The following is a 12,175-nucleotide window of genomic DNA, read 5'->3' on the forward strand; positions in this document are numbered from 1 at the left end:
TAAGGTTGAAGCTGATAAAACTCAGTCGACTGTTTATAAAAACTTGCTTGGAAACATTATCAAAGAAGTTGATAACAGAGGCTTTACATCAACTCGCACTTTTGACTTTGATGGAAAAATGATTGGCAGTTATACGCCAGATTCAGGTAACGAAGTATTTGCTTGGGATGGCTCGGGCAAGCTGATAGTGCATAATAAAGGCATTGAACATAATACCTATACTTATGACATCCATGAAAGAGCATTAACAGCAACACGCACCGAGGGGGATATGGCACGTACTGTTCATTACACATGGGATGATCAGGTCAAGGGGTTCTTTAACCTAGGCAGGCTCACAGGAATTCAGGATAAAGGAAATCATATTAATGTTAATTATGACAATGACGGGAACATTACCCAGAAAATATGGAATGTTGCTGCAAAACAGTATGATTATGAATTCCTTTATTACCCGAATGCTATCCCGCTATCTGTGACTTACCCTGATAAATCTTCTGTAACTTATAGTTACAATAAGACTGGTGAATTAGCTACCGTATCTTACGCTGGCGAGACGAAAGCAGTTAATCCAGATGCAACTATAGGGTTTAGTGATTATGGCATTACATTAAAGCCACAGCAGATAAATTATGGTAAGTCTGTTTCATTGAAACGAGCCATTGATGGCTGGGGTCGCTCTATAGAAGATACATTCTCTCAAGGTGATAAAGTTATTTCATCACTAAAATACGGATGGGATAATACGGGCAACATAACATCGCAAACTCGGGATGGTAAAGTTACTCAATATACATTCGATATGAGAAAGAGACTGGTTAATGCTAAAAGTCCAACACTTGATTTAAGCTATCAGTATGATGCTAACAACAATCTTTTGCAGAATGGAGCTAACAAGTTTACCGTTGAAAGTAAAACAAACAGACTCGCCACTGGGACAATCGCTGGTAAACCTGTGACGTTTAAGCATGATGCGCTAGGCAGGTTACTAGGTGATGGTGAAGAATCCTATGCGTACGGTGACAGTGGGCGACTTGAATCTATAAAGAATGGTGGCAACACGGTATCAATTAGCTATTTCAATAGAAAGAAGTTACAGGATAACGTAGCAATTTACTTAGATGGTGGCTTGGAAATTGTCAAAGCCGGGCACAAAAAGCGCATCCAGTCTTTCAGTCAAACGTGGGAAGTAATACACCCAGATGGAAAGATTGATTACATATTCCCAGACAGATTGAGAAGTAACTTAATGAGTGTTGATTCAAAAACATTAACGCCTACATCATCTTTTGAATATGAACCTTACGGAAAAGCGCATGCTACTAAGTAAAGTTATCTCTCTTATGCTCTTGGCAGTTTGTGCTGAGAGTATGGCAGGTGAACAAAGCCCCCGATTTATTGGGGGCGATTCATCATCTAATTTAATTCATCTTGGAGACAAGCATGGTTCTGTCGCAAGTATTGTTGAAAATGCAGGAAGCCTGGTCTTCAGGCATAACTATCCTGCTAAAGCCATAAATTGCTTATAAGCAGGAATTTTTTCCTCAGACAATTGTCGCTTTCGGATCATATGTGCCGTTTCAATTCCATCAATGGTTGCTTGAGCGGACGCTGAAAATCAGGGAAACGTAGCCTAAGCGAAGTGATGATTTTTAGTCCGCGATAGTTCACCCCCTGCCTTTTTGTCCGCCAGAATATGCTGGTAGATTGTTTCATGATGAAGACTAATTATACCTTCTTGTTTTGACCGCCCTGCAATCTGCTCAGGACTACAGTCATTCTCAATGCGAACATTAACAATGCCTTTTATTTCATCCGTTAATTTAACCTCTTTAGGCTTGTTTTTGTGTCGTTCTTGGGCAAAATCTTCTGCTTGTTTATGCCTGTAGCCTCTTTGACCTGTATTGCGTTTAATCTCGCGTGAAATATTGCTTTGGCTTCGTTCTAAGGCTTCTGCTATTTTATTCTGTGAAGTTCCCTTTTCTAATTCAATTTCTATATAATATCTTTCTTCAGGACATAGGTGTGTATAGCTCATTTGTAGCCTCTGTAAATTGTTTGGTAGCTTTTTACTTTACACCTATGTCTTGTCTTAATTCAACAGGTGTTAGTCTAGCCAATACTTGCAGAGGGTTATGCACTTATTATACGAATTCGGGTAACATCATCGAACAGGATCACCGATTTATCAAAAAGATAACAAAACCGATGATGGGCTTTAAAGCGTTTCACTCCGCCCAAGCAACAATTGATGGAATTGAAACGGCACATATCATCCGAAAGGGGCAATTGTCTGAGGAAAATATTCCTGCTTATAAGCAGTTTATGGCTTTAGCAGGATAGTTATGCCTGAAGACTAGGAGGTCTGTGCTTTTGATAATTATTGCGACAGAACCTTGTTCTGCTGGGTGAAGGTAAGAGTTTGATGGCAATTGGATGGAAAAACTTGAACATCGAGTAGCAGGTATTGAGCTAATGAAAATGATCAAAAAAGGGCAAATGATCGGAGGAGATGGTTTGTCTCCTGCAGGACAGTTTTATTCATTAGCCGCATAAAGACCGGTTATAACTGGTTTTTACACGCACGATAAACTTTTGAGACAGAACCTTAATTAACTAATTAGGAGAATAGGGTAAATGGACATAATAATAGATGGTGAGATTATAAATGTACACTATAAGAAATTATCAATGGGTAATAGTGACACAATATCTTGCACTGGATATGGCAAGATAGAGATTGATGAATTGATATTTAAGGAATCACAAAGTGCGGGGGGGAACATGCCTACTATCATGACACTACCTACAAAAAGTAACGCGCCACAAAACGGGGAGGATGGGCGTAATGGAGAGGTTGGTTTACAAGGTAGACCGGGTACGGATAGTGAATGTATACCTTGGGATGATATGTATGCAAGTGCTGATGCAGCAGGTGGCGGAACAGGAGGAAATGGGGAGATAGGGACAAAAGGTCATGATGGTGCAGATGGTGGCAATACACACGATCTATCTATCAAGATAAATAAAATAACTAATCCCGGTCAGTTAGCTATTATTGACCAACCTGGCGCCGGCTGGAATGGTGGAAGGGGCGGCAGTGGGGGAGCAGGCGGTGCAGGTGGTAATGGTGGAAAACCTATTACATGTGACCTTCAACATGCTCATCCCGGTAATGGAGGTAATGGCGGCAATGGCGGCAATGGGAGTGATGGCGGCAATGGCGGCAATGGCGGCAATGGTTGCAAAATTGAACTAACAATACCCGTAAATTCAGGTATGAAAAGATGGACTAGATCAAATATAGGAGTAGCAGGACAGGGAGGACAGGGAGGAATAGTTGGCGAAGGTGGTAGCGGAGGCCCCGAAGGTGGGCAAGGTTTAGATTTACTGCCAGAAGAAAAGGGACTGTCAATATCGGGTAAAGCAGGTACTAACGGAAATATACCGGGTAAAGCTGGTCAGAATGGTAAGCCCGGTATTGCAGGTTCGATAACAATTACAACGGTATAAGATAATGGCTGATAAAACAATAAGTGCGAAAAATCCACTAGTTATTCCAGTTGGCGTAGCCGGAGAAGAGTACGGGACAATAACGGTAGAAGAGGGCGGCTATATAGACATTATGGGTTCAGGAGGGATTACCATAGATAATCTAAAAGTAGTGGGTGAGCTACCCTTTCCTTTCATACTCGTTCATGCGGCAGATGCTCAAAGTGGACAACAAGGGAAAAAAGGAGTTGCTGGCATCAATGGATTGAAAGGAGCAGATGGTACGTGTAATGGCGCCATATCAAGGTACGATGCGACACCGGGTACAGATGGTTCTGATTCAGTATCAGGCATGAATGGGACAAATGGAATGACTGGACTAAAATCCCCTGATATTTCAATCACCATAAAAAACATCACAATAGCTGATTCACTTATCAACCGATTTACTATTATCAATAAAGGCGGTAAAGGCGGTAAAGGTGGGGATGCTTACAACGACCCCAGCAAAGGTGACGATCAATGGCGTTCAGAGCAAGGAGGCTATGGCGGAGATGGTGGAGAATATAAATTTTGTGGCGGTAGTTCATCCTATGGTGCTAACGGCGGCAATGGTGGCAATGGCTGCAAGGGGGATAATGGCGGCAATGGCGGAAATGGCGGAAATGGGGGCTCAGTCGTTATGACCGTACCAGCTGCTTACAAGAATGAGTTTGTAACGCTCTGTTTACCGGGAGAAGGAGGAGATGGTGGCAAGGCAAATCTCGTTGGTAGAGGGCAATATGGCGGACTGGGTAAACTGAATAGAAGCGCGAGAGTAACGGGCAGGAGTGGTTCGTTTGGTGATACACAAGGGAGAGATGGAAGCAGTGGTTCACCCGGTGTAAAAGGCAGTATAAAATTTAATTAACCTATAACTCGACCCTCAAGTTTTTGAACAAAATAATTCTAAACTACCGCTTGTTGGGGGTATCTAAGCCCATTAAAGACCTACAAAAACCTTTAGTTGGTGTGTATGGTAGGGGTTAGCTGTTAAAGTGCCTTAGTGAAGAGCTGCCGCGCCATGTTTACTGTGAGTTATATTTTTTAGAGGGTTCTGTCGCATAAATCCCCCTTCCCGACGTTATCTGCTATCATAATTATCAATTTCAATAAAAGGTGGATCACATGCTCAGCTTCAAAGGCACTCACTTTCAAAAAGATGTCATTCTTTATGCTGTTTTCTTTTATGCCAGGTATGGCGTTTCGTAAAGTATAGAAGTTACGCATTGACAGGCAATGCTAAACTATGAACATTGAAAACACCAAAGCCATCGGAAAGCCAAGTCTTGATAAGAGAAATAACACGCCCATCAACAGCCCGCTGCACCTTACCGATGTATATTAGCTTTTTATTAAGTGAGCCAAAACAGGCCAGTTGTCGGCGATTAGGAGAAGTGATGTCGATATCACATGATAGTGTAAACCGATTTCTGAATCGCGAACTTTATACTGGACGAGACTTATACAATGAAGCCAGTACCACATTGAATTTAAAGGGAGGAACCTTGAGTGTAGACGATAGTGTCCTTGATAAACCTTATAGTCAGTATATGGAACTTGTCAGCCATTTTTGGTCAGGTAAACATCATCGAGCGGTTAAAGGAATCAATCTTGTGACTTTGTATTACACCGATATTCAAGGGAAGCATCAACCCGTTAATTTTCGAGTGGTCGACAAAGCAGAAGGAAAGACAAAAAATGACTATTTTCAAGATATGCTGGATGAAGTATTGGCTTGGGGGCTTGATCCTGATTTTGTTACGGGAGACAGCTGGTACAGTTGTGTGAGTAATCTTAAACTGATTAGAAATCATCAGATAGGTTTGCTCTTTGCATTGGAAAGCAACCGCTTGGTCTCATTGGAAAAAGGGACATGGTTACAGGTTCAACAGCTGGATATTCCAGAAGATGGCTTGATGGTTTGGCTCAAGAATTTTGGGTTTGTAAAATTATTTCGGACGAACTTGAAAGACCAAGTTCGCCATTATATAAGCTCACTACCTGATAAAGAGAAAACAATGGTTTTTGATAATAAAGCGTTTACCGAACAACATGATAGGCATTGGCAGATTGAGCAGTATCATCGAGCGATAAAGCAGGTATGCAATATAGAGCGATTCCAGGTTCGCAGTAAAGGAGCTATAAAGAACCACCTTTTTGCTGCAATTTGTGGGTTTGTTCAACTACAAAAACTCAGATTTGCTGAAGTGATTAATAATTGCTATAGCGTGCAGCGAAATTTATTCAAAGATGTGATAGCTTCGTTCATTGGAACCTTTATGCCAAAGTTGAATCATTTGAATCCAGAATTTCAATCTGTCGTCAATGCGTAACTTCTAAAGTAGTTCAAATAAATATTAGGGTATTTTATGACTAAATACAGGTTTAATCCTGAACTATTCCCTAAGCAAACAGATAAAAGCATAAATGACGGTATCATGCATTTTTTCTGATTTAGAAAAGCAAATTGTTTTACGCGTTAAACGTTTAATCCATGTTCTTAAATTTAGGTTTTTACGCTCTATTTTTTGCGTATTTTTCTTTCCAACGCTGTCAGCCCCGGACGGGCTGATAGTCTCCAGAAGGCGCAGGGTTGTTGCCAATCCGAAGTGCGCGATAGCGCGCGAGGGATGCTAAAATTTTATCCCGAATAGCCGTAGAGCCATTTGTGGTAGCCATGACTGAGCTGCTTTGTGCTCAGTCTGTGGCGGACGCAGGGCGGCTGGAGCATCTCCTATTCGCTGCGTAGGTGAACGAATTACGGCGACAGGAGTCCCGGAATTTCGTGAGGTAGCATGGCGCGCCTGAAAGCCCATCATCGGTTTTGTTATTTTTTTGATAAAGCGATGATCCTGTTCGATGATGTTATTCAAATATTTAACTTGTAATATGTCAATCATAGTGGCAAACCCAGCGATGATTAACAAGTGGTTAATATTGGCTAATCCTGCATAGTTAGCGCCACTTTTATCCATAACGACCTTATCAGGAAAGGGGGGGTATGCGACAGAACCTTATTTTCTATTAATTTGAACCTTTATTACTTCGGGTCATGCGCCACTATTTCGGGTTTTAAATTCCTCGAACATCTCCAAAAACAAGACATTCATTGACTTACTACGCATTGATGCATACGCCTTAAACTCATTTCTTGCGCTCTCTGGTACTCTTATTTGCATGAGAACAAGCGAGCTAGGCGGCGTTTGTTCTGTCGCTGCTGCTGGCTTTGGCTAGTATGGTCTCCTCTAAATCAATCGTGTTAGGGTCAAGCCCTGTTTTGCCTTTTGTGTCTGTTTTTTTGCTTACTGGTGGTTTTAGATTTGCCATGTTATGCGCTCCCCTGCTTCGCTGTTTGTTGCTCTGTTGCTTTGTTAAATAATTGCTCTATGATTTTATATAATCCCCCAGCAAATCCAGACAAGAAATCAAAGCAATCTTATTCCAAATTAGTTACTATTTGTAAAAAATTGGAGTATTAAAATGAGCAGAAAAAGAACGGTCTACAGTGCTGAATTTAAAAGCAAGTTGGTATTAGAAGTTTTAAAGAATGAAAAAACACTGCAAGAAATTGCCAGTGCAAATAACATCACACCTAAGAACCTACAAAACTGGAAAAAAATATTCTTAGACAATGCAGAAATAGCAATGGAGCCCTCCAAAGCCGTTAAAGATTACAAAGAGGATCTATTAGCAGCTCAAGAACAAAATGAGATGCTCACAAAAATCGTAGGAAAAATGACGGTTGAAAAGGAGTGGCTCGAAAAAAAGCTAAAAAGCTTGGACTCATCTGATAGAAAACAGTTGATTGAGCCCAAGCTTAACACTCTACCTCTAACACAGCAGTGTGCATTATTAGGATTAAATAGAAGCAATCTCTATTACAAAAAAAGAGAGAATAAAAAGAAAGAAGAGATCAAAACTCAGATTAATCACATTTTTAAAGACATCCCTATTTATGGTGCGGCTAAAGTACACCAGCAGTTGCTTGAAGGTGGTTTTAAAGTCAGTTTAAACACGGTGGCGAGTTATCGGCAGCAGATGGGCTTGAAAGCCGTATTAGCGGTAAAACAAGTCAATACAACGATCCCCATAAAAGAACATAAAAAATATACTTATAAGCTTAGAGATCTTGATATATCACACGCTAACCAAGTTTGGAGTACAGATATAACCTATATTAAAACCAAAGAAGGGATGGTTTATTTAGCGGCGATTATTGATTGGCACTCAAAAGCAGTGCTCGCCCATAAAATATCAAACACAATGGATTCTTTTTTAGTTATGGATGTATTAGATGAAGCGCTTTCTCTCTACGGAACACCTGAAATTTTTAATACGGATCAAGGCAGTCAATACACCAGTGAAATTCATACCCAACGACTAAAAAACAAAGGCATTACTATTTCTATGGATGGAAAAGGACGAGCAACGGATAATATTTGTATTGAACGGTTTTGGCGAAGTGCAAAATGTGAGCGTATTTATTTAAATGAATATGGTTCAATTAGAGCGTTAATAGAAGATGTTGATGACTATATTGAGTTTTATAATCATCAACGGTTTCATGAAACCCTGGACTATAAAAAACCAATGAATGTATATAGAGAAAGTATTTTAGCTAATGAACAGCAGAATGAAGCGGCTTAGGAATATGGAATAAGGATTGTTGAAAAATCTGTCTTGACTCTTTGGGGTGCTATACAAGGCTTGATTTTCCCACCCCGCCTTTTTGGTTTAATAATGAAATAATCATTTTTATTGTTTCCCCTACATATAATAAAAACATTGAACACAATATAACCAATACTTAAATAAATTACAATACCTTTAATAAATACATCAAAAACAATACATTTATTAATACACACAAAAACACTATAAATATATTTTATATTAAAACAAATACAACCAGTACTTATTGTACTAATAGGTATATATTCCTTTACTTAGCTGGTAGCATGTAGTAGATACTACTATCTACTACATAAATCAGGTGAAATTATGGAACGCAAAAGCAAGGTAACGCAAAGCGCGGCTAATGCTGCATGTGAGCAATTACAGGCCGATAGTAAAAACGTGACTGTAAACGCCGTTATAGGCATTACTGGAGATTATCGTTATTTTAATGATGTGGTGAGAATGTTTTTCTCCAGCATGGTGTTTTATCCATTTGTCGCATAAAAACAGGTTGCAGTTGATTTTCACACAAATATTAATTTTTTGCGACAGAACCCTGGAAGCTTTATGAAGGATGGGGGCGTGAGGCCAAACAATTAGATAAAGAGGGATCAAGCCGTGGCCTGATTCTGAGTCTTTTGTTTGACCATGGCCTTCTCCCGCTGAAAATCCTGGAAACGGAGCTTTAGCGAAGGATGTGTTTCAACTGATGCCATCAGGAAAACATATGATTGGCAGGGATTTAGGGCGCTTAGGCCCAACAGCATCATTAAAGTATTGTTCTGCTGGGTGAAGGTAAGAGTTTGATGGAAATAGGATGGAAAAACTTGAGCATCGAGTAACAGTTGTAATTTTTAATTAGTATAGATAAATGACCATGTGAAACTAGGATTCCCTAGTTTCATTAAAAAATATAGAGGATGAGAAAATGGAATATTACAAAGAACACGCTTTTATTTTTATACCTGCATTGCTGTTGGTATTTGGTACAGCTTATGCCTTATCAGGTTGGGACAATAAACCTGAGATACCAGTAAGTGAGACTAAGCAACCCCGGACTGCTGAGGTTGTCCGTGAAACCTTTGCTGATTATGTTCCAGAGGTGCCTAGCAAACCAGAGGTGCATGTGGAGATTGATCATGATCATGAAGAGTTAGACTTAAATGATCCATTAGCAAGCCCCTCTTTTGATACGATGGAGGAGGGTTTTCAATAGTTTCATATAAAGACCAACCAATACCTCAACTATTTAAAGATATGACAAAGAAGGCTATTGAAGAGATTGCAGAACGAGGATACGCATCAGCTGAGGAATCAGATGTACGCCAAATTTCGACAGCCCTTGAGTCTCGCTTTAAACATCTGATGTTATCTTATGACGAAGCCGCTAACCAACTGGTTAAAGAACCCGCAAACTTAGAGGGTACGCCATTTGATGATGTGGAACTACTTGGCGCACACACTTCAGGCTCTAATCATGACGGAAAATGGACGAATATATCCCGTTTTTATAAATTCGATGATTTGGGAGTAGTGAAACTGAGTGAAGTTGATTATATTACGAGTAGAGGTCGCATACAAATGACTCAGGAGTTAATTAATGAGGCTGTTAACGGTATACCTGCGATGTACAGAGTTAATGTGAGTAATTCAGGGGCAGCTGAATCTTTAGTCTTTTGGGTAACTGATTCAAAAGAGTACGTACTGTATGCTGAGAAAAACGGTGCTAAGGATGAATCAGTGAAACAGAGACTCCTAGAGTTGGCACGATCTATCCCAGTAGATTAACGCACACAGGCGGGTTCTGTCGCAAAAGATACGTATTTGTGTAAACCTGGTTATGAACCTGTTTTTTATCTTCGCCCAGGGAGTAAGTAACTTTTTTATCGTATCTGTAATCTTCTATCTTGGGCGCGCCTGATGTTTTTACAATTGAATCCGAGTACTCTAAAAAGGATAACTCACAGTACACATGGCGCGCCAGCTCTCCGCTAAGGCGTTTTATATCGCTTTTAAGGCGCTTTAACAGCTAACCCCTACTATACACCAATTAAGGGTTTTTGTGGGTCTTTAAGGGGACTTACATGCCCCGCCAATAAGCGATTGACTAATTTGGTGTGTGTATGTGGTTTGTTATAGCTGTTACAGAAAACAAAGATTAAACGGTAAACCATTTCAAAATAAAGAGTTGGCTTATTGCAACAAGCAACAGTATTCTGGGGACTCTTTGCCCTAGGGAGGAAGTAACTTTTTAAACTTCATAATAAAACGCTATTTAGTGTGCAACATAATATAGATTGTACTATACCTATAATCCTTTTATAATCAAAGACTAGGGTTACTGTCACGTACAACCGCTGTCAGCCCCGGACGGGCTGATAGTCTCCAGAAGGCGCAGGGAAATTTGCCAATCCGAAGTGCGCGATAGCGCGCGAGGGAGGCTAAAATTTTATCCCGAATAGCCGTAGAGCCATTTGTGGTAGCCATCACTGAGCTGCTTTGTGCTCAGTCTGTGGCGGACGCAGGGCGGCTGGAGCATCTCCTATTCGCTGCGTAGGTGAACGAATTACGGCGACAGGAGTCCCGGAATTTCGTGAGGTAGCATGGCGCGCCTGCTATGGATATTTATACGAAATCATTATATTTACAATTTAGGATTTTATAGTTACCCCTCTTTGGCCGCCTTTCTTGGAGCTTTTTTTATTGAATATCTACGGTCAGCGGATTTTCAGAAGTATCCAGTTCAGGGAAAGCCACAGCTCTCAAGCGTTTATTCATCTCAGCTTCAAAACACACCATGTTCTGGGGCAACACGCACATGACTTCATTTCAACTAATTATTAAACGTGAATGAAATCAATTTCTTGCTCAATTAGGATAAATTATCATGGTTGGGAAAACCATAGTTTCCCTTTGGGTTTAATTACTGCAATCCCTTAAACTGTATAATATAACCAATCGCTTGTTCATCAGAGCAATTTGAGTAGACCTTTAATTTAGCGGACTCTCAGCCCTAGTGGGAAGTAACTTTTTTTAGCGTATATCCGGTATATTCATATTCCCTTATATAAGAAAATACAAGGGAATCTGACTCTAATGGATTGAGCTATCAGCTTTACTTAAAGGCGGCATAAAATAAGCCCTCCTATTGTGCTTCACATTAAGACCCTTTAACACTTTTTTTACAGCCATCTGGTTCGACCTGTTAGTTATTATACTCTCAGGCAACTCATTGATTATCTCGGAGTTAGTCATTTTAATTGTTCTATTACTAAGTACCTCACCCGTTTTGTCATCAGTAAACTCAAACTCAAACACCTCCAAAACTATATCTTTCAATGACATATTATGCTTTGGAATTAGTCCACGGGATTAGAAAGGCGCAGAGAGTGCAAAAAAAGCCCCGTATTTGTTCCCGTGGAAGCGAACACAAGCTTTATGTTACAGGCAGATATTAAAGGCGCACAGGCAACGGCTAAAGGCTTGCGTCATGGCTTCGGGGTGAATGCTTCAATTAAAACCAGAAACCCGCGATTAATTCAAAAATGGCTAGGGCATACCAGCATAGAAAATACCATGATTTATATGGACGCAATCGGACAGGAAGAACGCGAAACCGCTTTAAAAATGTGGGAATAAAACGGTTTTTGTAACAATAAATGTAACTACTCAGCGTGTTTTTTAACTTCGCTGAAAATCATGGAAACGTAGCTTAGCGAAGTGGTGATTTTTAGTCCCTGATAGGCGACAGGGCAATTCGCTGATTCGACGTGTGCTAGCAGCACGCGAGAGGAGCAAGAATTGCATTCCGAATAGCCGTCCAGCCAGTGAGGTAGTAATGACGAAGCGTCTTTTGTGCGTAGTCGTTGCGGACGCAGGGCGTTCAGGGCATCTCCCATCCGCTGCGTAGGTGAACGAATTATGGCGACAGGAGTCCCGGAATTTCGTGAGGTAGCATGGCGCG

Annotated in this window: 15 protein-coding genes and 5 pseudogenes; 12 read left to right on the forward strand and 8 right to left on the reverse strand. The window is 40.5% G+C overall.

What is annotated here, in order from left to right:
* Positions 1-1,330 (forward strand): RHS repeat domain-containing protein (locus K6984_RS23295; RefSeq protein ID WP_221897629.1); only part of this gene is annotated, 1,330 nt, incomplete at its 5' end.
* Between the two features lie 168 nt (positions 1,331-1,498).
* Here the strand turns inward: K6984_RS23295 and K6984_RS31590 are convergent.
* Positions 1,499-1,609 (reverse strand): annotated as a pseudogene (locus K6984_RS31590) (IS6 family transposase); the annotation flags it as partial.
* Positions 1,610-1,633: 24 nt separating this feature from the next.
* On the reverse strand, positions 1,634-2,038 hold the full coding sequence (locus K6984_RS23300) for a helix-turn-helix domain-containing protein (protein WP_221897630.1): 405 nt from the start codon (positions 2,036-2,038) through the stop codon (positions 1,634-1,636).
* Between the two features lie 122 nt (positions 2,039-2,160).
* On the opposite strand from K6984_RS23300, the pseudogene K6984_RS23305 reads away from it, so the two are divergent.
* The 5 genes and pseudogenes from K6984_RS23305 to K6984_RS23325 all read left to right on the forward strand — a co-directional run.
* Positions 2,161-2,343 (forward strand): annotated as a pseudogene (locus tag K6984_RS23305) (DDE-type integrase/transposase/recombinase); the annotation flags it as partial.
* 294 nt (positions 2,344-2,637) lie between these two features.
* Positions 2,638-3,513 carry a hypothetical protein gene (locus K6984_RS23310; protein WP_221897631.1) on the forward strand — a complete coding sequence of 292 codons (876 nt, stop codon included), beginning with the start codon at positions 2,638-2,640 and terminating at the stop codon, positions 3,511-3,513.
* A gap of 4 nt (positions 3,514-3,517) precedes the next feature.
* Entirely contained in the window at positions 3,518-4,402 is an 885-nt protein-coding gene (locus tag K6984_RS23315) for a hypothetical protein (protein WP_221897632.1), read from the forward strand.
* Between the two features lie 257 nt (positions 4,403-4,659).
* A pseudogene (locus tag K6984_RS23320) lies at positions 4,660-4,740 on the forward strand (IS6 family transposase); the annotation flags it as partial.
* An 83-nt stretch (positions 4,741-4,823) separates the two neighbouring features.
* Positions 4,824-5,867: an IS701 family transposase gene (locus K6984_RS23325; protein WP_221897657.1), complete on the forward strand. Its 1,044-nt coding sequence runs from the start codon at positions 4,824-4,826 to the stop codon at positions 5,865-5,867.
* Between the two features lie 63 nt (positions 5,868-5,930).
* Here K6984_RS23325 and K6984_RS23330 read toward each other — a convergent pair.
* From K6984_RS23330 to K6984_RS31595, 3 genes and pseudogenes are all read right to left on the reverse strand, one after another.
* Positions 5,931-6,083 (reverse strand): annotated as a pseudogene (locus tag K6984_RS23330) (IS1 family transposase); the annotation flags it as partial.
* Between the two features lie 4 nt (positions 6,084-6,087).
* Positions 6,088-6,213: a hypothetical protein gene (locus tag K6984_RS34665; RefSeq protein ID WP_263458850.1), complete on the reverse strand. Its 126-nt coding sequence runs from the start codon at positions 6,211-6,213 to the stop codon at positions 6,088-6,090.
* A 113-nt stretch (positions 6,214-6,326) separates the two neighbouring features.
* A pseudogene (locus K6984_RS31595) lies at positions 6,327-6,524 on the reverse strand (IS6 family transposase); the annotation flags it as partial.
* Positions 6,525-7,014: 490 nt separating this feature from the next.
* On the opposite strand from K6984_RS31595, the gene K6984_RS23340 reads away from it, so the two are divergent.
* The 4 genes from K6984_RS23340 (at position 7,015) to K6984_RS23355 (ending at position 9,999) form a co-directional block, all read left to right on the forward strand.
* A complete protein-coding gene (locus tag K6984_RS23340) occupies positions 7,015-8,181 on the forward strand; it encodes an IS3 family transposase (RefSeq protein WP_087870166.1) in 1,167 nt (388 codons plus the stop codon).
* A 354-nt stretch (positions 8,182-8,535) separates the two neighbouring features.
* Positions 8,536-8,715, forward strand: a complete 180-nt coding sequence (locus tag K6984_RS23345; RefSeq protein ID WP_221897634.1) for a hypothetical protein — start codon at positions 8,536-8,538, stop codon at positions 8,713-8,715.
* A 424-nt stretch (positions 8,716-9,139) separates the two neighbouring features.
* On the forward strand, positions 9,140-9,427 hold the full coding sequence (locus K6984_RS23350; RefSeq protein WP_221897635.1) for a hypothetical protein: 288 nt from the start codon (positions 9,140-9,142) through the stop codon (positions 9,425-9,427).
* Positions 9,428-9,468: 41 nt separating this feature from the next.
* Complete coding sequence (locus tag K6984_RS23355) at positions 9,469-9,999, forward strand: hypothetical protein (protein ID WP_221897636.1); 531 nt, start codon at positions 9,469-9,471, stop codon at positions 9,997-9,999.
* A gap of 537 nt (positions 10,000-10,536) precedes the next feature.
* On the opposite strand, the gene K6984_RS23360 is transcribed toward K6984_RS23355, so the two are convergent.
* On the reverse strand, positions 10,537-10,698 hold the full coding sequence (locus tag K6984_RS23360) for a hypothetical protein (protein ID WP_221897637.1): 162 nt from the start codon (positions 10,696-10,698) through the stop codon (positions 10,537-10,539).
* Positions 10,699-10,710: 12 nt separating this feature from the next.
* On the opposite strand from K6984_RS23360, the gene K6984_RS23365 reads away from it, so the two are divergent.
* Positions 10,711-10,866 (forward strand): hypothetical protein, encoded by a 156-nt coding sequence (locus tag K6984_RS23365; RefSeq protein ID WP_221897638.1) that lies wholly within the window; start codon positions 10,711-10,713, stop codon positions 10,864-10,866.
* A gap of 438 nt (positions 10,867-11,304) precedes the next feature.
* On the opposite strand, the gene K6984_RS23370 is transcribed toward K6984_RS23365, so the two are convergent.
* Positions 11,305-11,550 carry a hypothetical protein gene (locus K6984_RS23370; protein ID WP_221897639.1) on the reverse strand — a complete coding sequence of 82 codons (246 nt, stop codon included), beginning with the start codon at positions 11,548-11,550 and terminating at the stop codon, positions 11,305-11,307.
* Between the two features lie 99 nt (positions 11,551-11,649).
* Here K6984_RS23370 and K6984_RS23375 point away from each other — a divergent pair, with 99 nt between their 5' ends.
* Positions 11,650-11,850, forward strand: a complete 201-nt coding sequence (locus K6984_RS23375; protein ID WP_221897640.1) for a tyrosine-type recombinase/integrase — start codon at positions 11,650-11,652, stop codon at positions 11,848-11,850.
* Between the two features lie 26 nt (positions 11,851-11,876).
* On the opposite strand, the gene K6984_RS23380 is transcribed toward K6984_RS23375, so the two are convergent.
* On the reverse strand, positions 11,877-12,110 hold the full coding sequence (locus K6984_RS23380; RefSeq protein WP_221897641.1) for a hypothetical protein: 234 nt from the start codon (positions 12,108-12,110) through the stop codon (positions 11,877-11,879).
* Between the last annotated feature and the right edge of the window lie 65 nt (positions 12,111-12,175).

It is taken from the genome of Bathymodiolus japonicus methanotrophic gill symbiont (assembly GCF_019721995.1).
Classification (GTDB): Bacteria; Pseudomonadota; Gammaproteobacteria; order Methylococcales; family Methylomonadaceae; genus Methyloprofundus.